Genomic DNA, 20,763 nt, shown 5'->3' with positions numbered 1-20,763 from the left:
AACGTAGCCTCGGTGATGAAGACGTCGCAGCGCACCGCCTCGAACGGCGTGCAGGTCGGATCGGGCGCGTCCTTGTAGTCGCCCGAGGCCACGATGCAGGTATCCTTGCAGGAGACCGCGATCTGCGCCGAGCCCAATACATGACCGGCGGGGTGAAATTTTATCCTGACATCGCCGAGCTTCAGTTCCTCGCCATAGGCGATGGCCTGCGTGGTCCGTGCGAAATTGTCGCCGTAGCGCAGCCGCATCATGTCGAGCGTCTCCTGCGTCGCCAGCACCGCCCCATGACCCGGCCGGGCGTGGTCGGAATGGCCGTGCGTAATCACGGCCCGCTCGACGGGGCGCACCGGGTCGATGTGAAACCCGCCGGGTTTGCAGCACAGGCCGGCGGGAGCTGGCAGCAGGATGTCTTGCGGACGCATGTCAGGTATATAGTCCCGCTTGAGCTTCATTCGAGTCTTCATCTCCCCTCCTCCCACGCGCAAGTGCGCGTGGGAGGAGGGGAGATGAAGCGCCGGCATCGCCATAGCGTGTCGCGCCGGTTCGCTGTAAGGGTCTGGCACCGGCGACGTTGTTCGCGTATCGCTTTCCCGGCAAATTCCCTCCGACCGATCGGTTCCACAGCATGCCAGCGCGCCTGTTCATGTCGTCAGGCGACATGCTCGCCGACCGGCGCTTCGACTTTGCCCGCGACCTGCAGCTCAGCGGCCATCTGGTTGCCGCCGAAGACCTGTTCGTCCAGGCGACGGATCTGGCGCCGGGCTTTGCGACGGCGTGGTTCACGCTCGGCGAGGTCCGCGAATTGCTCGGCGACATCAAGGGCGCCATCACGGCGTTCCGCACCGCGGAGACGACCGATCCGGGCGATCGCAACGGCGCCGGCCTGCGCCTGATGCGGTTGGGTGCTGCGGATATCGCCGGCATGCGGCCGACTTATGTGACAGCGCTGTTCGATCAATATGCCCCGAAGTTCGAGGCGGCGCTGGTCGACGATCTCGGCTATCGCGGCCCGGCGCTGCTGCTGGCGGCGGTGCTCGGCGTGGGCGCCGCTTTGGGCCTGCCGCCGGCATTCGCCCGCATCATCGATCTCGGCTGCGGCACCGGGCTTGCCGCGCGCGCCTTCGCAAGCGTCGCCGGCGACATCATCGGCATCGATCTGTCGCCGCGCATGATCGAGCGCGCCCGCTTGACCGGGCTCTACGCCGAACTCGACGTCGCCGAGATCGTGGAGGGTCTTTCCCGCAGACCCGACGCCAGCGCCGACCTGATCCTCGCCGCCGACGTGATGGTCTATGTGCACGACATGGCGCCGCTATTGGCGGAGGTCGTGCGCGTGCTGGCCCCGGGCGGGCTGTTCGCGTTCACGCTCGAAAGCCATGCCGGCGAGGGCGTGGTGCTGGGCGAGGGGCTGCGTTACGCCTACAGCGCGGCCGGCGCCCGCGCGCTGATCGAAGGCGCCGGCCTCATGCTCGAGCGGCTGGAGCCGGCATGGGCTCGTATCGAGAGCGGTGCGCAGGTGCCGGGCCTGGTCGCGGTGGCGGCGAAGGGCTGATTTTCGGATTTGCCGTTGCACGGAATGCCGCATGCGCCCGCACAAGGCGGCATTGCGCCGCCCGCTCTTGCCTGATCTGGCGGAATGTCAGATCAAGGCATCCAACAACAATGAATTCCGGGAGAAACAACCATGAAAAACAAACAGACACGGCGCCAGTTCGGCACCACGGCGCTTGCCGCCATCGCCGCCTCCGTTCTGCCGGCGCCTTACGTCTTCGCCCAGGCGAAAAAATACGATCCGGGCGCGACCGATACCGAAATCAAGCTGGGCCAGACTGTGCCGCACAGCGGTCCCGGCTCGCTTTACGGCGTGCTCGGCCGGGTCGGCGAAGCCTATTTCCAGATGCTGAACGAAAAGGGCGGCATCAACGGCCGCAAGGTCAAGTTCCTCACCATGGACGATGCCTACAGCGCGCCGAAATGTGTCGAGGCGACGCGGCGGCTGGTCGAGCAGGAAGAGGTGCTGGCGCTGTTCGGCTCGCTCGGCACCGCGCCGCAGACCGCGGTGCATAAATATCTCAACTCGAAGGGCGTGCCGCAGCTCCTGCTCAACACCGGCGCGTCGAAATGGAACGATCCGAAGAACAACAAATGGACCATGGCGGGCCTGCCGCTGTATCCGACCGAAGCCCGGATCCTCGCCAAGCATGTCTTGTCCAGGAACCCGAACGCCAAGGTCGGCATTCTCTACCAGAACGACGATTTCGGCCGCGACTTCCTGGGCCCGTTCAAGAAGGTGCTGGCGGATGCCGGCGGCAGCGCCAAGGTGATCATGGAGCTGACCTATGATCTCACCGAACCGACCATCGATTCCCAGCTGATCAACCTGTCGAAGTCCGGCGCCGATGTTTTCTACAACATCTCGACCGGCAAGGCGTCGTCGCAGTCGATCCGGAAAGTCGCCGAGCTCGGCTGGAAGCCGCTGCATCTGTTGTCCGCCGGCTCGACGGGACGTTCCATCCTCAGCGCCGCCGGCCTCGAAAACGCGAAGGACATCGTCGCCATCCGCTATGCCAAGGAAGTCGGTGTGCCGCGCTGGGTGAATGATCCCGACGTGATGGCGTTCGAGGCGCTGCGCAAGAAATATCTGCCGACCGTCGATCCCGACAATACCATCGCCTTTGCCGGCTATGGCCAGGTGGCGTCGATGGCCGAAATCCTGCGCCGCTGCGGCGACGACCTGACCCGCGCCAACGTATTGAAGCACGCAACCACGCTGGCGGGCTTCCATTCGCCCTACTTCCTCGATGGCGTCAATTTCAGCTACACCCCGGACGACTACACGCCGATGAAGACGCTCTATATCTCGCAGTTCAACGGCAAGGACTGGGATATTTCCGACAAGCCGGTCACGGAGTAGTTTTTCTCCCCTCCTCCCACGCGCCCTTGCGCGTGGTGGGGAGGGTGGCCGGCCGAAGGCCGGTCGGGTGGGGGGTGTTTCAGCGCATACTTCTGCCAGCGATTTTGCGGAAGCACCCCCCACCCCCGACCTCGAGAGCGAGCTTCGCTCGCCTCGGACCCCACCACGCGCTACGCGCGCGGGAGGAGGGGAGAAACAAACAAAAAACCCCGGCCGCGAGGCCGGGGTTTTCGATTTCTGCAGGATGCGCCGCGATCAGTACTTCGCAACCACCGGCGAGTTGAAGTGATAGTTAAGCCCGCTGCGAAAAATATGTTCCGTGACTTTCGTCGTCGAGACGGCGGGACCGCCGGGATCGGCGATGATTCCCGACGTCGAGCCGAGGTCGATATAGAGATATTCGCTCTTCGACGTCCAGTTCGGCCCGAAGAAGCTGAACAGCGTGGCCGGGGTTTCGATGCCCGCGCCGACCGTCCAGCCTCCCTTGGTCTCGGAGAAGCGGCTGGCGACCGGGCCGTTCAGGAAGGCCGAGTTGATGTTGGTCTTGACGCTGCCATAGGCGTAACCGCCGGTGGCATAGAGCAGGGTCGGCCCAGCGGAATAGCCGAGGCGGCCACGGACCGTGCCGAACCAGGGCAACTTGGCGTCGTAGTTCGCAAACGTGCCGTTGGCGCCCTGGCAATTCACGACGCAGGTGCGGTTGTCCTTCTGGGTGGAGCCCTGGATATCGGCCTCGACGCCCAGCACGAAGTTCGCCGCCTGCCAGTTGTAGCCGGCCTGCACGCCGCCGATCTTGCCCTCAGGCGCGAGGGTGAACCGTTCGTTGGTGCCCAAAACGGCCAGCGAGGTCTCGTTGCGCGCCGTGGCGGAGCCGAAATTGCCGCCGAGATAGAAGCCGGTCCAGTTCGCGGTCGCCAGCGGAGCGTAGGCGCCGGTGCCGCCGATGCGGTAGTTGAGGCCGACCCGGTAGATGTTCTGCCGGATTTCGCTGTCGAGCGTCTGCGGGAAGCCGCCGAGTGCGAAGGTGTCCCTCTTGTTGCCGAGATCGACGTAGAGATATTCGATCTTGGCGGTCCAGTTACCGCCGAGCGCGGCTTCGACGCCGCTGCCGAAGGTCCAGCCGACGCGAGTCTGGTTCGAGGTGAAAGTCGCGGGAAAGCCGGCGAGCGGCATATTCTCGGTGATGCTGGTCTTGACGTTGCCGTAAGCGAAGCCGCCGGTGAAGTAGCGCAGTACCGGGCCGTTGGCGAAGCCCGCCCGGCCACGAACCGTGCCGAACCAGTCGATCCGCTGATCGAACCGGCCGCTGGTATCGGGTACGGCCCGGCAGGTCAGCAGGCAGGTGGTGTCGTCGCGAAGGCCTGCGCCCTGGATGTCGGCCTCGATGCCGAGAACCAGCGGCCCGAACATCGAATTGGTCTGCCAGTTGTAGCCGGCCTGGACGCCGCCGAGGGCGCCGAAGGGCGACAAATAGGATTGCTCGAAAGAGGGGAAGCCCGGAAATGTCAGGGTGTGGTTGTTTCGGCCGACGCCGATACCGGCATTCACGCCGAGGTAAAATCCGGTCCAGTCATAGACCATGGCGACCGGTGCTTTGAGGTAAGGAGCCTTGGCCGGAAGATCAGCCGCCTGGGCGTTGACCGCTACTGCAAGAAACGCCGTTGTGGCGAGAAGTCTTTTCATTACTGCATTCCCAGTTGCATTCCGGGAGGTAACCTATCCATCTCGGTGGATTCTGTCTGTGCCTCGCGGGCTACACCGGAGCGAAATCGATCCGCGTTTGTCGGTAATACAATTGAAACTATTTGGCTTTTTGGCTCGACCGATCAGCTCTTGCGGGCCTAACCTGCGGTGGTGAGATCCGCTGGAACAGACCCCCTTTGGCTTCCACTGCTGCCGGAAAAATTCCTGCGCTGGTTCGCCGGCCGCGGCTGGTCGCCGCGCGAGCATCAGCTCGATCTGCTGCAGAAAGCCCGCGACGACCGCTCGGCGCTGCTGATCGCACCGACCGGCGCCGGCAAGACGCTGGCGGGATTTCTGCCGACGCTGGTGGAGCTGAGTACCACATCGCCGCTGCGCCCTTCCCCCCTCCCCCCGCGAAGCGGTGGGGAGGGGTCGGGGGTGGGGGGTCTATCCGCCCGTACAACTGCCAGCGAGTTTGCTGATGCACCCCCCACCCCCGACCCCTCCCCGCCACGCGCTACGCGCGTGGGAGGAGGGGAGAAGAACGTGCGCGCCGAGTCACCGTCGCAGCGCAGCCGCGGCCTCCACACCCTCTACATCTCTCCCCTGAAGGCGCTCGCCGTCGATATCGCGCGCAATCTGGAGACGCCGATCGCCGAGATCGGCCTCGCCATCAAGGTCGAGACCCGCACCGGCGATACGCCGGTGTCGCGGCGGGCGCGGCAGCGGCGCTATCCGCCGGATATTCTGCTGACCACGCCCGAGCAGCTGGCGCTGCTGCTGTCGTCCGACGACGCGCCGTTTCTGTTCGGCTCGCTCCGGCGCATCGTGCTCGACGAGCTGCACGCGCTGGTGACCTCCAAGCGCGGCGATCTGCTGTCGCTCGGGCTGGCGCGGCTGTGGCAGCTGGCGCCGCAATTGCGCGCGATCGGGCTGTCGGCCACCGTCGCCGAGCCGGAATCGCTGGCACGCTTCCTGGTGCCGCAGCGCGACGGCAACGTCGAAGCCGCCGACATCGTCGTCGCCGGCGGCGCGGCCGCCCCCATCGTCGAAATGCTCGACACCAGGGAGCGCCTGCCATGGGCGGGACACAGCGCGCGCCACGCGCTCACCGAAGTCTACGAGTTGATAAAGGGCAACAAGACCACGCTGGTGTTCGTCAACACCCGCAGCCAGGCCGAGATGCTGTTCCAGGAACTGTGGCGCATGAACGACGACAATCTCGCGATCGCGCTGCATCACGGCTCGCTCGACGTCGCCCAGCGCCGCAAGGTCGAGGACGCGATGGCGGCAGGCAAACTGCGCGGCGTGGTCTGCACCTCCTCGCTCGATCTCGGCGTCGACTGGGGCGATGTAGATCTCGTCATCAACATCGGCGCGCCGAAGGGCGCCTCGCGGCTGATGCAGCGGATCGGCCGCGCCAATCACCGCATCGACGAGGCGTCGCGCGCGGTGCTGGTTCCCGCCAACCGCTTCGAGGTGCTGGAGTGCCGCGTCGCCATCGACGCCGTGGCGGAGAATGCGCAGGACACCCCGCCGCTGCGCACCGGCGCGCTCGACGTGCTGGCGCAGCACGTGCTCGGCCGCGCCTGCGGCGAGCCGTTTCTCTCCGACGAACTCTATGCCGAGGTGCTGACGGCGGCTCCATATTCTGGTCTGACGCGCACCGATTTCGACGACACCGTCGATTTCGTCGCCTCCGGCGGCTACGCGCTGAAGACCTATGAGCGCTTTGCCCGCATCAAGCAGGACAAGACCGGCCGCTGGCGCGTCACCAATCCCCGGGTGCGGCAGAGCTACCGCCTCAACGTCGGTACCATCGTGGAAGAGTCCATGCTGAAGGTGCGGCTGGTGCGCGGACGTGGCGCAAAGGGAAACACCGGATCGACCGGCGCGGTGGGACGCGGCGGCCGGATGCTGGGGCAGATCGAGGAATATTTCATCGAGGGACTCGTGGTCGGCGACACTTTTGTGTTCGGCGGCGAGGTGGTGCGCTACGAGGCGCTGGCGGAAGACCAGGTCTACGTCTCCCGCGCCCACGACAAGGATGCAAAGGTGCCGTCCTATATGGGAGGCAAGTTTCCGCTCTCGACCTACCTTGCCGAACGCGTTCGCAAACTGCTCGACGACGACAAGGCCTGGAAGGCGTTGCCGGAGCAGGTGCGCGACTGGCTGTCGCTGCAGGCGCATCTGTCGCGCGTGCCCGGCGCGCGCGAGCTGCTGGTGGAAACCTTCCCCCGCGCCGACAAGCATTACCTCGTCTGTTATCCGTTCGAAGGACGGCTGGCGCACCAGACGCTCGGCATGCTCTTGACGCGGCGGATGGAGCGCGCGCGGGTGCGGCCGCTCGGCTTCGTCGCCAATGAATATGCGCTGGCGGTGTGGGGCCTCGGCGACATGTCCTTCATGATCCGGCAGGGCAAGCTCGATCTGGGCGCGCTGTTCGATCCGGATATGCTGGGCGACGATCTCGAGGCGTGGCTGGCGGAATCCGCCTTGATGAAACGCACGTTTCGAACCTGCGCCATCATCTCCGGCCTGATCGCGCGGCGTTTCACCGGCGAGGAAAAGACGCGGCGGCAGGTGCTGTTCTCGACCGACCTGATCTACGACGTGCTGCGCAAGCACCAGCCGGACCATGTGCTGTTGCGCGCCGCGCGCGCCGATGCCGCCACCGGGCTGCTCGATATAAGGCGGCTCAGTGATATGCTCCTGCGGATCAAGGGGCGAATCACCCACCGGGAACTGACGCGGATTTCGCCGCTCGCAGTCCCCGTGATGCTGGAAATCGGCCGCGAAGCGGTCTATGGCGAAGCCTCCGATGAGCTGCTGGCGGAAGCTGCCGAGGAACTGGTCAAAGAGGCGATGTCGTAGAAGAAAATGAATCCGTTGCACTCCCATGCATCAGCGCCGTCATGCCCGGGCTTGTCCCGGGCATCCACGTCTTTCTTTTCTTCCCTTGTGAAGGAAAGACGTGGATGGCCGGGACAAGCCCAGCCATGACGAGCATTTCAATTGATGTCGCCAGTCGCGCCGCATTTGTCGTCGCCGGGATCGAACTCGTCGCCGATCTCTCCGGCGCGTTGTTCTGGGAAGAACAGGGTCTGCTGATCGTCTCCGACCTGCATCTGGAAAAAGGTTCCAGTTTTGCCACCCGCGGCGTGCTGCTGCCGCCCTTCGATACCGTGGCGACGCTCGGCCGCCTCGCCGCCGTGATCGCGCGGCACGACCCGCATATGGTGATCGCGCTCGGCGACAGCTTTCACGACCGCGCCGCCCATGACCGGCTCTCCGCCACCGACCGCGAGGCGCTCGCCGCCTTGCAGGCGCGGCGCGACTGGATCTGGATTTCGGGCAATCACGACCCGGTGCTGCCGTCCGATCTCGGCGGCGCGGTCGCCGAGGAAGTCGCCATCGGCCCTATCATGTTCCGTCACGAACCATCCGGCGCCCCAGGCGAGATCGCCGGCCATTTGCATCCCAAGGCGCGGGTGTCGACCCGCGGCCGTTCGATGGAGCGCCGCTGTTTTGCCTGCGACGGCGAGCGCGCGGTGATGCCGGCGTTCGGCGCCTATGCGGGAGGCCTCAGCATCCGTGATGCTGCGTTCGGAAAGATATTTCAGGCCACGGCCTTGATGGCCCATGTGCTCGGCGATCACAGGCTGCACACCATCGCAGCGTCGCGGTGTTATTGAGAGCGGCCATGCTGCCGTCGCTTCATGATGACTTCCTCGTTTCCCATCAAGTGACGTCGATTCGATCGGCCTCGCTTCGAAAATGGGAAACGTCAAGTTGCGCATTCAGCAGATTTCGTGCAGGTCCCACCCACAGTTTTGGGCCTCCTGCGTTCAATTGTCCCGGTGCGGATTGATGGTAACGAAGGATCGACGGTAGCGGCGGTTCTCCGGGTTTCTCCGCGGGTATCGCGCGTCATATTTTCCCGCCAGACTAGATCGGACAGGACTTCCCTCCATGACCGTACCATCCATCCCCCCATCGCAAGTCCGCAGCATGCTGTTGTTACGCGACGAAATCGCGTTGCTCGATCTGCGGCACGAGGCCGCCTTCGCTACCGGCCATCCGCTGTTCGCCGCCAATATGGCGGCTGGCCGCATCGCGCTCGAAGCCGAAACGCGGTTGCCGCGCAAGGATGTGCCGATCGTTCTTTATGACGCGGGCGAGGGCCTGGTGGCGCAGGCCGCGGATTGCTTCAAGGCGCTCGGCTACACCAACGTTCGTCAGCTGGCCGGCGGGCTGCAGGCCTGGCAGGCGGCGGGTTACGAAGTCTTCCAGGACGTGAATTCCTACGCGAAGGCCTTCGGCGAACTGGTCGAATCCCGTCGCCACACGCCCTCGCTGCCGGCGGAAGAAGTCGCCGCGCTGATTGCGAGCAAAGCGAATATTGCGGTGCTCGACGTCCGGCGGTTCGACGAATACGCCACCATGAATATTCCGGGCTCGGTCAGCGTGCCCGGCGCTGAACTGGTGCTGCGCGCCGGCCGCGCCGCGCCGGACCCCGCCACCACCATCATCGTCAATTGCGCCGGCCGCACCCGCTCGATCATCGGCACCCAGTCGCTGATCAATGCCGGCGTCGCCAACAGAGTGGTGGCGTTGCGCAACGGCACGATCGGCTGGACTCTGGCCAGGCAAAATCTCGAACATGGCGCCGACAGGCGCGGCGAGATCGGCGCCTTCGAGGGCGCCGAAGCCAATGCCCGCGACGTCGCCTATCGCGCCGGCGTCCGGCGCCTCGGTCCGGAGGAAGCGTTGGCGTTGACGGCGCAGACCCACCGCACGCTCTATCGCTTCGACGTCCGCTCGGAGGAGGAATATGCCGCCGGCCACGTCGCAGGCTTCCGCCACTATCCGGGCGGCCAGCTGGTGCAGGAGATCGACATGGCCGCGCCGGTGCGCGGCGCGCGCATCCTGCTGACGGACGACAGAGGCGTGCGCGCCGACATGACCGCGTCGTGGCTCGCACAAATGGGCTGGGAGGTCTACGTGCTCGACGGCGGCTATCACGGCGCGCTCGAAGTGGGGCCGCCGCAGGTGTTGCCGAAGCCCGACCCGTCGCACCGTTACCGGCGTCCCTATGAGGGCACCGACGTCGATGCGAACGCGATGCAGGCCTATCTCGATTGGGAATACGGCCTGGTCGAACAGCTCAAGCGCGACGGCAGCCACGGGTTCTTCGTGATTTGAGGGAAGACGGCTGGCGGCGCGAACCGGCGACATTTCGCGCGGGAAAATCTTCAGCCGGAGTTCAGCCAGTCTTTTGCCGTCAACCGCTCCAATTCGGCAAAGTATGGAACGTTGACGTCACCCCCCGGATCGCGACCTGCTTTCGCTTCACGCATCAGCTCGTTGATGTGGCCGGCGAGGACCGAACCGACGGCATGAATCGCTTGGTGACGATCGAGCCCTTGATGCATCAGCCGCGTCATGGTGCGCCGGACCGGCAGTTCATCGCCCTCCGCGATCTGGTTCTCGACGACGGCATGTATCACCGCGTGCAACGTGCTGCGCTCTGCCTCGGATTCCGCATCCCGGTGATAGTATTTGACGGCGTCGATGCGTTCCTGCTCGCCGGCCGCGAGCCATTCGTCCGGATCAGGTTCGACCAGCGGGTCGTAGTCCTGCATTTGCCCGTCGGCGTCCTCGAAATCGTCCCACTCCATGGCGTCGAGATCGTCGGCCGCTACGGTCGTTCGCGGCTCCACGCGCTGCTTGTCGAGGCAGCATTTCTTGAATTTCTTGCCGCTGCCGCAGGGGCAGGGGTCGTTGCGTCCGACATTCCGGAATGGATTGTGGGTCGGCACCGCCGACGATGGAACGGAGCGTCGGGCGACGGTCGGTTCCTTTGGCTGAAAACAGGCCCAGTCCGCCAGTTCCTCGATGGTGTCGCCAAACAGCTCATGATGCCAAGGCAGCTGCGTGTCCAGCGGATCGGCGGCGCGGGCCCGTTCGAGGTCGGCCTCGAATTCTTCGAAATCCAGGTAGACCTGGTCGACGAAATCACGCTCGAAGGCCTCACGCACCGAAGGCGTGAGTTCGGTCAGTCCGAGCGCCGCCACTGCGCCCTGCCAGCCGTTCCATACCGCGGACGGCCCTTGCGGCTGCAAGTCGCTGAAGCTCGATTGCAGGAACCGCACCACCTCGCTGCGGTCGAGTTCGCTGTGCAAGACCAGTATGACGAGGGCGCCGAACATCCCTCTGCGCACGAATTCGTTCGCCTCGGGATCGTTGATGATGTCGTAGATCGGACCGGGATCGCCGTCGAAAACGCTCGCCATGACCCGGTGGCTGGTCTCCGACACAGCGTCGCCGAGAATCCGATAGGCTTCCGGCCGGCGCAGGAAGCGAGCCAGCGGACGATAAGCCGCTTTCTCACGCCACTGCCCGAGCAGATGGAACGCGATGAACAGCCCATTCTCCTCGATCTCGTCTTTCGGCGTGCATCGTTCGATCGCCTCCAGCAAAACGGGCGTCACCGCCGCGCGATCCGCGGTCGCGGCACGGATCGCCTCGATCGGCACGCCCTCCCCGGAACCCAGTCGATCAAGTATCCCCATGGCTTTCACTCCTCTCCGCCAGCGAGACGCGCCAGCGTCTCGTTGCTGTAACTCTCCCCGACCGACAGGGCGCAGATGCGTGACAGATGCGTGTAGGGCAGTCCGGTCTCCTCGGCCCATGCGTTGAACTGCGCCTGCACCCTGGCGAGGTCGCGCTTCGAGGTGACCGTCTCGGATACGTCGAGGCCGGCGTCGCGCAGGCACGCGACCACGTCCCTGGACGTCACGAACCCGTCCCAGCCGAGGAAGCGCAACAGCATCTGGCCGGTATTGCCGCCGAGCCGGCTGCCGCGTTTTGCCAGGAGTTCGAGCAATCCGACTTCGTCGGATGGAGGCCACTTCGCGAGCATCTTGCCGAAGCTGCCATGTTCCTTCGCCACGTCCCTGACGAAAGCGGCATTGCCGCGCACCGACATGATCTTGGCGCCGTTGCGGACGATGCTCGCATCCTTCATCAACCCGTCCCAGAACTCGTCCGGCTGCATCAACAGCCGGCCCGGCTGGAATTTGAGGAATGCCTTCTCGAACCCCGGCCATTTCGCCTCGATGACGCTCCAGGCGAAGCCGGCGCAAAACGCCCGCCGGGTCATCTCGGCCAGCACGCGGTCGTCGCCGAGCTTTGCGAGAGCCTTCGGGTCGGGCTTGGGCGGCAGCAGCTTGTTCAGCGCCTTGGCGCCGCCCTTGCGCTTCTCGGCGCGGGCGCGGATCGTCTTGAAGGGGATGGCCATGAGGAAGTCCTGCGCGCGGTGGCTTTTGCGCAATCTAGCGCGCATTCGCCGAGAGTTTCAATTTTGCGATAGAAGCCATAACGACATTGGGCGTCGTGCGCCCCGCCAAAACCATCTAGTCTATGCGTCAAACCTGCAAACCGACGTGAGGAGCGCCATTCGATGGCAGAAACGACAGCGAAACCGAATCCGGCGTCTCCGCCGTTGCCGTCATGGCCTGACGACGTCTACCGCATCCTCAAGGAAGCCGGCGTCAGGCAGGTCGGGATGGTGCCGGATGCCGGCCACAGCCGCCTCATTCGCGCCTTCGATGCCGACCCGGAAACCCGCCTCGTCACGCTGACGACGGAAGAGGAAGGCGTGGCCATGCTGGCCGGCGCCTGGCTCGGCGGACAGCGCGGCGTGCTGCTGCTGCAGTCGAGCGGCGTCGGCAACTGCATCAACATGCTGTCGCTGCCGGCGATCTGTCATATGCCGCTGTTGATGCTGGTGACGATGCGCGGCGACTGGGGCGAGTTCAACCCGTGGCAGATCCCGATGGGGCAGGGCACGCAGGCCTCGCTCGAGGCCATGGGCGTCATCGTGACGCGCGCCGACACCCCTGATGATGTCGCGCCGACCGTTTGGGGTGCCGCGAACCTCGCCTTCAACACCTGGCGGCCGGCCGCGGTCCTGATCGGGCAGCGGGTGCTTGGCGCCAAGAACTTCAAGGAGCTGGCACGCAAATGACCAATCCGAACGCACTGCTTCATCGTCGCGACGTCGTCAACGAGCTGCTGCGCGACCGCGGCGATATTCTGGTCATCGCCGGCCTCGGCGCCCCGAACTGGGACGTCTCGGCCGCCGGCGACCACGCCAATAATTTTCCGCTGTGGGGCGCGATGGGCGCCGCCACGATGATGGGACTGGGTCTCGCGCTGGCGCAGCCGAAGCGCAAGGTGCTTGTCATCACCGGCGACGGCGAGATGCTGATGAGCATCGGCGCGCTCGCCACCGTCGCGGTCGAGAAGCCCGCGAATCTGACGATTGCGGTGCTCGACAACGAGCGGTTCGGCGAGACCGGCATGCAGAAGACCCACACCGCCTCCGGCGTCGACCTCGCCGGCATCGCGCTCGCCGCCGGCATCCGCACCTCGCGAACCGTCAGAACCATGGAGCAGGTGAGGGAGATCCGCGATCTCGCCCATCAGGGCAAGGGAACGGTATTCGCGCTGGTGAAGATCAATCCCGAAGCGCTGGTTTTCACGTTGCCGCCGGCCGATGGCGTCATCCTGACCACGCGCTTCCGGCAATCCGTTCTCGGCGATGAGGCGCTCTACAACTGAGAGTGGTCGTCATGCCCGGCCTTGTGCCGGGCATCCACGCCTTCCTTGCGCGCGTGCAGCCAGGACGTGGATGGCCGGGACGAAGCCCGGCCATGACGGAGTCCTCAGAAATACAGCTCAGCCCGCCAGCTTGATGTTCCAGAGGCCTTCCCTGGCCAGCTGCGCGATCTCGGCAATGATCAGCGCCGAGATCGTGCTGGTGGCGATCGATGACGGGCGCGCGATCGGCGACGCCAGAAGCAGCTCGCGGGAAACCGACGGGTTCACCAGCGCCGCGATCTCCAGCCGCTTCGCCGCCAGCTCGGCGCGGATCGCCGACGCTGGCAACAGCGTGTAGCCCAGCCCCTCTTCCATCAGCGCGATCTGGGCGCGGTAGGAATCGGCCTCGATCATGGTGTTGAGCGTCAGCTTCTTGCGGGCGACGGCCTTTTCCAGCAGCGCCCGCAGGCCATGCGAAATGCTGGGAAGGATCAGCCTCTGCTTGACCAGCCATTCCAGTTCGACCTGCTTCTTCTTTCCCAGGCCCGAACCCGGCGGACCGACGACCGCGAGGTCCTCGTGGCCGATCGAGTGGACGGAAAGATGCAAATCATCGGCGGGACCATAGGTGATCGCGAGGTCCATTTCGCCCCGGTGCAGCCATTCCACCAGATGGCCGCCATAGCTTTCGACGATGCGCAGCGAGATATCGGGCAAGTCGGTGATGATGCGGCGGGCCAGCCGCCCCGACAAAACGGCGCTGACCGTCGGCACCAGGCCGAGGATGACCCGCCCCGAAGGTTTGCCGCTCGCCGATTGAATGTCGTCGCGCACCTGTTCGATTTGACGCACCAGGCCGGTGGTGCGGTCGAGCAGGACTTGACCGGCGCTGGTCAGCAGCATGCCGCGGCCGTTGCGGATGAAGAGTTCAACGCGCAGCTCGTGCTCGAGCAGTTTGATGTGCCGGCTCAGCGCGGGCTGGGCGGCCCGCAGCCGGTCTGCCGCCTTGCTGAGGCTTCCGAGTTCCGCGACCGCCCGGAAGGTACGCAGTTGTTTGAGATCCATCCGCTACCCCAAGGGCACTTTCTCAGGCCCTTGCTTTCCTGGGCGCTTTCTTCGGTGCCTTGTTGGCCGCCTTCTTGACGGGTTTCGCGACCGCCTTCCTGGCCGGCGGCGGGGCCTCGGCCGCGTGCCGCATCGATCGCGCGTAACTGTCGGCGGCGTTGTCGGCGGAAATCTGCAGCCGCCTTGCTGCGGCGGCGGCCTGCTCCATGGTATTCTTCGCGATCAGCTTGAACCGGGCCTTGGCCTCGGCATTCCCAGCCTTGGCAGCGAGGCCGGCATAGCGATCCCGCCGCTTCTTGGCGGCCGCCATCAGACCCTTGTATTGTTGCTTCGCAAGTTGCCGGATTACGACATCCAGATCGGCGTCCGCCATTTTTCTCTTTCCCCAACTGCCATCTCGGCATTCCGTTCGATCGACTATGCAATTGCCGGGGAGGCATTGCAAATAGGCCTCAGTCGATCAGCGATACCGGCCTCAGTTCCCCGGCCCGTAGCGCCGCAGCGCCTCCAGCGTCAAGCCCTTGCCGACCGCGCCAAAGGTGTCGCCCTCGACGATTCGGGATGACGGCAGCGCCTTGGTAATGGCCTTGCGGACATGGGCGAGCCGCACCGAACCGCCGGTCAGAAACACGGCGTCGATATCGCCGGCGGTCAAGCGCGCCTGGTTTAGACAAATCCTGATGCGGGCCGCGATACGCTCGGCCAGTTGCCCGGTGTGGCTGACCAGATCGGGCCTGCCGATGGCGGCGGCAAGGCCCGGCGCGACCCATTGCAAGGGGATGTCGGCTCGGCGTGCATCGGACAGCGCGATCTTGGCGTCCTCGACCTCCATCGCCAGCGTATGGCCGCGCTGTTCCTCGACCACCCGCACCAGCCGGGTGAGCAATTCCGGCTCGCTCGCCTCCTGCCGAACCTGGCGGATGTCGGCGATCACGCGCGGCTCGTACATGCGGTTGATGTTCGACCAGGTCGCGAGGTCGTGGAAATAGCTCAAGGGCACGTCGAGGCCGGGGCGCTTCATCGGGCTGCCAAAACCGAACAGCGGCATGACCACGCCGAGGCTGAGCTGGCGGTCGAAATCGGTGCCGCCGATGCGCACGCCGTCATTGGCCAGAATATCCGAGGAACGGTCGACCTTGCCGTGGCGCTGCGGCCCCAGCCGCACGATCGAAAAATCCGAGGTGCCGCCGCCAATATCGGCGATCAACGCGATTTCCTCGGCCGAGATCTCGCGCTCATAATCCAGCGATGCCGCGATCGGCTCGAACTGGAAGGTGACCTGATCGAAGCCGATTTCGTGGGCAATGTCGCGCAGGGTCTGCTCGGCTTTGCGGTCGGCGTCGTCGGCGTTGTCGACGAAGTGCACGGGACGGCCGTGCACCACGTCGCGCAGCTCGCGGCCGGTGGCCTGTTCGGCACGCCGTTTCACCGCTCCCAGATAATAGGCGATGACGTCGCGAAAGCTGGTCCGTTCGCGTCCCAGCCATGTGGTTTCATCGATCAGCGAGGTCCCGAGCACCGATTTGAGGCTGCGCATCAGCCGGCCGGGCGCGCCCTCGACATAGCTCTCGATCGCCTTGCGGCCGATCAGCACCGCGCCGTCGGTTTCATAGAAAATCGCGCTCGGAATCGTGGTATGGCCGGCCTCCAGCGCGGTCAGGACCGGCGCATCGCCCTCGATCGTGCCGAGCGTGGTATTTGACGTTCCGAAATCAAGTCCGCAGATCGACATGGGCGCTTCCTGAGGGGGAGCGTCCGTCTACACAGTTAGGTGCCGCCAATCCACCTTTATCTCGTGAAACAAATACGGACCTCATCCTGAGGAGCTTGACACCGGGGCCGCGCACAGCGCGGCCCGATGGCAAGCGTCTCGAAGGATGGCGGCAACGATGGTGCTCGCGGCCATCCTTCGAGACGCAACGCGAAGCCGCGTTGCTCCTCAGGATGAGGTCGGATATGTGGAGACGCCGTCCTGACGGCGTCCATCCACAGATCAATTTGTTTGGTGCCGCGGGTTGATGAAGCGAGCGGCGATGGTTCATAAGCGTCCTCCCGCGGCAGGCGATTCACCGGCCGCGACGGCTTCAAGAAGGATTGCGCGTGGCAAACATCTATCGGCAGATTGCGGAAGAGCTCGGCGTTCGCGAACAGCAGGTCGAGGCGACGGTGACGCTACTCGACGGCGGCGCCACGGTTCCGTTCGTGGCGCGCTACCGCAAGGAAATCACCGGAGCGCTCGACGACGCGCAGCTGCGCACTCTGGAAGAGCGCCTGAACTATCTGCGCGAACTCGAGGCGCGCCGCATCGCGATCCTCGATTCGGTCCGCGAACAGGGCAAGCTCGATGCCGCGCTCGAAGCTGCCATCCTCTCCGCCGACACCAAGGGACGGCTGGAAGACATCTATCTGCCGTTCAAGCCGAAGCGCCGCACCAAGGCCGAGATCGCCAAGGAGGCTGGGCTGGAGCCGCTGGCCGAATTGCTGCTGACCCAGCCGGAGAACAAACCGACGACCGTCGCAAAACCGTTCGTCGATGCCGAGAAGCAGGTGCCCGACACCGCTGCCGCGCTCGACGGCGCCCGCGCCATCCTGGTCGAGCGCTTTGCCGAGGACGCCGATTTGATCGGCGCGTTGCGCGAACAGATGTGGTCGAACGGCCTGATGACCTCCACGGCGCGCAAGGGCAAGAGGACCGAGGGCGAGAAGTTCAAGGACTATTTCGAATTCAGCGAGCCTCTGACAAAACTGCCGTCGCATCGCATCCTCGCCATGTTCCGCGGCGAGAAGGAAGAGATTCTCGACCTGCAGATGCTGCCCGAGCCGGTCGCGGCCACGCCTGCGGCGGTCAGCTCGCATGAGATGAAGATCATGCAGCGTTTCGCCATCTCCGATCAGGGCCGCCCCGGCGACAAATGGCTGGTCGAGACGGTGCGCTGGGCCTGGCGCACCAAGATCCAGGTGCATCTCAACATCGATCTGCGAATGCGGTTGTGGGACGCCGCCGAACAGGAAGCCGTGCGGGTGTTCGCATCCAATCTGCGCGACCTGTTGCTGGCGGCACCCGCCGGCGCGCGCGTCACCATGGGGCTCGATCCCGGCTTCCGCTCCGGCGTCAAGGTCGCGATCGTCGATGCCACCGGCAAGGTGGTGGCCACCACCGCAGTCTATCCGCACGAACCGCAGCGGCAGTGGGACGCGGCGCTGGCGACGCTGGGCAAGCTCGCCGTGCAACATCGCGTCGACCTGATCGCGATCGGCAACGGCACCGCCTCGCGCGAGACCGACAAGCTCGCGATGGAGCTGGTAAAACTGCTGCCGGACCTGAAGATGTCGAAGATCGTGGTGTCGGAGGCCGGCGCGTCGGTCTATTCGGCCTCGGCCTTTGCGTCGGAGGAATTGCCGGAGCTCGACGTCACCCTGCGCGGCGCGGTCTCGATCGCGCGGCGGCTGCAGGATCCCTTGGCCGAACTGGTCAAGATCGATCCCAAGGCGATCGGGGTCGGGCAGTACCAGCACGACCTCGGCGAGAGCAAGCTGGCGCGCTCGCTCGACGCCGTGGTGGAAGATTGCGTCAACGCCGTCGGGGTCGACGCCAACACCGCCTCGGCGCCGCTGCTGGCGCGGGTGTCGGGCATCGGCTCGGGGCTGGCGCAAAGCATCGTGCAGCACCGCGATGCCAACGGCCCGTTCAAGTCGCGCAAGGCGCTGAAGGAAGTGCCGCGGCTCGGCCCGAAAGCGTTCGAGCAATGCGCCGGCTTCCTGCGCATCCAGGGCGGCGAGGACCCGCTCGACGCCTCCGGCGTGCACCCGGAAGCCTATCCGGTGGTGCGCAAGATCCTGACCGCGACCAAAAGCGACATCAAGGCGCTGATCGGCAATGCCGAGATCGTGCGCCAGTTGAAGCCGCAGTCCTTCGTCGACGACACCTTTGGTTTGCCGACGGTGACCGACATCCTGCGCGAGTTGGAAAAGCCCGGCCGCGATCCGCGCCCGGCGTTTAAGGCCGCGGTGTTCAAGGAGGGCGTCGAGACTCTCAAGGACCTCAAGAAAGGCATGATCCTCGAAGGCACCGTCACCAACGTGGCGGCGTTCGGCGCCTTCGTCGATATCGGCGTGCACCAAGACGGCCTCGTGCACATCTCGGCGATGTCGAAAACCTTCATCAAGGATCCGCGCGAGGTGGTGAAGTCGGGCGACATCGTCAAGGTCAAGGTGCTGGAGGTCGAGGTCGCCCGCAAGCGCATCGCGCTGACGCTGCGGCTCGACGACGAGACCGGCGCCAGGAGCGAGCGCAAGCCGCAGGAGCGATCGCGCGAGATCTCGGCGAAGTCGATGACCTCATCCGCGCCGAGGTCGCAACAGCCATCTGCCGGTGGCGCACTGGCCGAAGCCATGCGCCGCGCCGCCGAGAAAAACGGCGGACCGAAGGCTTAGTCTTCTCCCCTCCTCCCACGCGCCCTTGCGCGTGGTGGGGTCCGAGGCGAGCGCAGCTCGCTCTCGAGGGTCGGGGGTGGGGGGCGTCTCAGCAAATTCGCTGACAGTTGTGTGCGCTGAAGCACCCCCCCACCCCCGACCCCTCCCCGCCGCTTCGCGGGGGGAGGGGAGAAGCAAGCATCTCACGGCGCGACGGACATATCGCGAGTGCCGCGGTATACATCGCCATAGCGCTGTCAATGTCCGAAATGTTTCCCAAGGAAACCCATGCCCGCTTTCCCGACCTCCACCACCGTTCTCGACTCCATCCTGTTTCGCGACGCCTTCGGCACCCCTGAAATGCGCGAGGTGTTTTCCGACTTCAGCCTGATCTCGCGCTATGCCGAGGTCGAGATCGCACTGGCGCGGGCCGAGGCGCGCTGTGGCGTGATTCCGGTCGAGGCCGCGGAGCAGATCGCAGCGCGTACCGACGTCGCGGCGTTCGATTTCGACCTGTTGCGCCGCGAGACCGATATCGTCGGCTACCCCATCCTGCCGCTGGTGCACCAGATGACAAGGCAGTGCGGCGAGGCCGGCCGTTACGTGCATTGGGGCGCCACCACGCAGGACATCATGGATACCGCCGTGGTGCTGCAACTGCGCGCCGGCCTTGAGATCATCGAGAAGGACATCGCAGCATTGCGCGGCATCCTCGCCGACCTGTCGAAGCGTTATCGCGATACGCCGATGGCGGGCCGCACCCATCTGCAGCAGGCGCTGCCGGTGACCTTCGGCTACAAGACCGCGATTTACCTCGCGATGTTCGACCGTCACGCCGAGCGCCTCGAACAGTTGAAGCCGCGGTTGCTGGTCGGCCAGTTCGCCGGCGCCGCCGGCACGCTGGCGTCACTCGGCGACAAGGGTCTTGAGGTGCAGCAGGCGTTTTGCGAGGAACTCGGCCTCGGCGTCCCCGTCTCCACCTGGCATGTCGCGCGCGACGGATTTGCGGAAGCCGTGAATTTCCTCGCACTGGTGACCGGTTCGCTCGGCAAGATCGGGCTCGACATCATGATCAGGGCCTCGACCGAATTCGCCGAGCTCTACGAGCCTTTTGTAAAGGGCCGCGGCGCGTCCTCGACCATGCCGCAGAAGCGCAACCCGATCTCGTCCGAGCTGATGCTGGCGGCCTCCAAGGCGGTGCGGCAGCATGTCGGCCTGATGCTGGACGCGATGGTGCAGGATCTCGAACGTGCCACCGGGCCCTGGCATGCCGAGTGGATGGCTATCCCCGAGAGTTTCGTGCTGACCGCCGGCGCGCTCAACCAGGCGAAGTTCGCCCTGGCCGGCCTCGTGGTCGACGAGAAACGGATGGCCGGCAATCTCGACATCAGTCGCGGCCTGATCGTCGCGGAGGCCGTGATGATGGGGCTGGCGCCGGAGATCGGCCGGCAGGAAGCCCACGATGTCGTCTACGATGCCTGCCGCCTCGCCAACGAAAACGGTCTGACGCTGGCCGACGCGCTGTCGGCGGACCCGCGGGTGACCGGGCGTATCGACCGCGCCACCATCGATCGGCTGACCTCGCCGAAAAATTACCTCGGCCTTGCGCCTGCCATGGTGGACCGGGTGCTGGCGGCGTCGAAACGCTAGTTAAAGTCAGCTTTAAGGGAGGCTCGGAGTCCGCCGGTGGGTAGCCCCGACGGGCAAATCAGTTCGGGTTATCGGAAGTCGTGTCAAGTCTTCCGCGAAAAAATATTTCGGTTTATCAGAAGCAGATATCAGGCTATATGTTTCGCCATCCCGTCCCACCCAGAGGGGCATTGCGCAAGGTCACCAATGCGGGACGGGGATGCGGTGGACGCGGATGGCGCTCTTGACCCGAGCGCTGGAAGCGGACGGCGAAATCGTATGGTCCCGACACCCCAAGGGCAGGTGTCAAGTTCGCAGCTCAAGGCAGCGCGGGCGACGGTGGCAAAAGTGCAGGGCTCGCCGAGGAGACCACGTATAAGCCGTAAACCATTGCGCGGGGAGTGCCGGGTGATTCCGGTGTGACCTGACTAACGCGTGTGCCTTCTACCACT

Annotated in this window: 15 protein-coding genes and 1 pseudogene; 9 read left to right on the top strand and 7 right to left on the bottom strand. The window is 65.1% G+C overall.

Annotated elements, in window-relative coordinates; translation table 11 throughout:
• A pseudogene (locus Q7U29_RS19770) lies at positions 1 to 422 on the bottom strand (DNA ligase-associated DEXH box helicase); the annotation flags it as partial.
• Positions 423 to 625: 203 nt separating this feature from the next.
• Here Q7U29_RS19770 and Q7U29_RS19765 point away from each other — a divergent pair.
• Entirely contained in the window at positions 626 to 1,552 is a 927-nt protein-coding gene (locus tag Q7U29_RS19765) for a class I SAM-dependent methyltransferase (RefSeq protein WP_304744122.1), read from the top strand.
• Positions 1,553 to 1,684: 132 nt separating this feature from the next.
• On the top strand, positions 1,685 to 2,914 hold the full coding sequence (locus Q7U29_RS19760; RefSeq protein WP_304744121.1) for an ABC transporter substrate-binding protein: 1,230 nt from the start codon (positions 1,685 to 1,687) through the stop codon (positions 2,912 to 2,914).
• Positions 2,915 to 3,169: 255 nt separating this feature from the next.
• Here Q7U29_RS19760 and Q7U29_RS19755 read toward each other — a convergent pair whose 3' ends face one another.
• The gene (locus Q7U29_RS19755) at positions 3,170 to 4,597 is read right to left on the bottom strand and encodes an outer membrane protein (protein WP_304744119.1); all 1,428 of its coding nucleotides are present in this window, start codon (positions 4,595 to 4,597) and stop codon (positions 3,170 to 3,172) included.
• Between the two features lie 168 nt (positions 4,598 to 4,765).
• On the opposite strand from Q7U29_RS19755, the gene Q7U29_RS19750 reads away from it, so the two are divergent.
• From Q7U29_RS19750 to Q7U29_RS19740, 3 genes are all read left to right on the top strand, one after another.
• Positions 4,766 to 7,471, top strand: coding sequence for a ligase-associated DNA damage response DEXH box helicase (locus tag Q7U29_RS19750; protein ID WP_304744117.1), 2,706 nt, complete (start codon positions 4,766 to 4,768; stop codon positions 7,469 to 7,471).
• Positions 7,472 to 7,596: 125 nt separating this feature from the next.
• Positions 7,597 to 8,292: a ligase-associated DNA damage response endonuclease PdeM gene (gene pdeM, locus Q7U29_RS19745; RefSeq protein WP_304744115.1), complete on the top strand. Its 696-nt coding sequence runs from the start codon at positions 7,597 to 7,599 to the stop codon at positions 8,290 to 8,292.
• A 277-nt stretch (positions 8,293 to 8,569) separates the two neighbouring features.
• Positions 8,570 to 9,802, top strand: coding sequence for a rhodanese-like domain-containing protein (locus tag Q7U29_RS19740; RefSeq protein WP_304744113.1), 1,233 nt, complete (start codon positions 8,570 to 8,572; stop codon positions 9,800 to 9,802).
• 50 nt (positions 9,803 to 9,852) lie between these two features.
• On the opposite strand, the gene Q7U29_RS19735 is transcribed toward Q7U29_RS19740, so the two are convergent.
• Together Q7U29_RS19735 and Q7U29_RS19730 are read right to left on the bottom strand one after the other, a co-directional pair.
• Positions 9,853 to 11,292, bottom strand: coding sequence for a DUF1186 domain-containing protein (locus tag Q7U29_RS19735; RefSeq protein WP_304744111.1), 1,440 nt, complete (start codon positions 11,290 to 11,292; stop codon positions 9,853 to 9,855).
• Positions 11,178 to 11,900, bottom strand: coding sequence for a DNA-3-methyladenine glycosylase I (locus Q7U29_RS19730; RefSeq protein WP_304744110.1), 723 nt, complete (start codon positions 11,898 to 11,900; stop codon positions 11,178 to 11,180). The genes Q7U29_RS19735 and Q7U29_RS19730 overlap by 115 nt, the downstream gene beginning before the upstream one ends.
• Positions 11,901 to 12,062: 162 nt before the next feature.
• On the opposite strand from Q7U29_RS19730, the gene Q7U29_RS19725 reads away from it, so the two are divergent.
• Both Q7U29_RS19725 and Q7U29_RS19720 read left to right on the top strand, forming a co-directional pair.
• Positions 12,063 to 12,629: a thiamine pyrophosphate-binding protein gene (locus tag Q7U29_RS19725; protein ID WP_304744108.1), complete on the top strand. Its 567-nt coding sequence runs from the start codon at positions 12,063 to 12,065 to the stop codon at positions 12,627 to 12,629.
• Entirely contained in the window at positions 12,626 to 13,225 is a 600-nt protein-coding gene (locus tag Q7U29_RS19720) for a thiamine pyrophosphate-dependent enzyme (RefSeq protein ID WP_304744106.1), read from the top strand. Before Q7U29_RS19725 ends, Q7U29_RS19720 begins: the two co-directional genes overlap by 4 nt.
• A 117-nt stretch (positions 13,226 to 13,342) precedes the next feature.
• Here the strand turns inward: Q7U29_RS19720 and Q7U29_RS19715 are convergent, their stop codons facing one another.
• From Q7U29_RS19715 to Q7U29_RS19705, 3 genes are all read right to left on the bottom strand, one after another.
• A complete protein-coding gene (locus tag Q7U29_RS19715; RefSeq protein WP_304744105.1) occupies positions 13,343 to 14,269 on the bottom strand; it encodes a LysR substrate-binding domain-containing protein in 927 nt (308 codons plus the stop codon).
• 22 nt (positions 14,270 to 14,291) lie between these two features.
• The gene (locus Q7U29_RS19710; protein WP_304744103.1) at positions 14,292 to 14,642 is read right to left on the bottom strand and encodes a hypothetical protein; all 351 of its coding nucleotides are present in this window, start codon (positions 14,640 to 14,642) and stop codon (positions 14,292 to 14,294) included.
• 102 nt (positions 14,643 to 14,744) lie between these two features.
• A complete protein-coding gene (locus Q7U29_RS19705; RefSeq protein WP_304744102.1) occupies positions 14,745 to 16,001 on the bottom strand; it encodes an Hsp70 family protein in 1,257 nt (418 codons plus the stop codon).
• Between the two features lie 368 nt (positions 16,002 to 16,369).
• On the opposite strand from Q7U29_RS19705, the gene Q7U29_RS19700 reads away from it, so the two are divergent.
• Positions 16,370 to 18,703 carry a Tex family protein gene (locus Q7U29_RS19700; protein WP_304744100.1) on the top strand — a complete coding sequence of 778 codons (2,334 nt, stop codon included), beginning with the start codon at positions 16,370 to 16,372 and terminating at the stop codon, positions 18,701 to 18,703.
• A 267-nt stretch (positions 18,704 to 18,970) separates the two neighbouring features.
• Positions 18,971 to 20,332, top strand: coding sequence for an adenylosuccinate lyase family protein (locus Q7U29_RS19695; RefSeq protein ID WP_304744099.1), 1,362 nt, complete (start codon positions 18,971 to 18,973; stop codon positions 20,330 to 20,332).
• The last annotated feature ends 431 nt before the right edge of the window (positions 20,333 to 20,763 follow it).

Source organism: Bradyrhizobium sp., from assembly GCF_030654605.1.
Lineage (GTDB): Bacteria > Pseudomonadota > Alphaproteobacteria > Rhizobiales > Xanthobacteraceae > Bradyrhizobium.
Note: the sequence above shows the minus strand (reverse complement) of the source record. Positions and strands in the feature narration are given on the sequence as shown.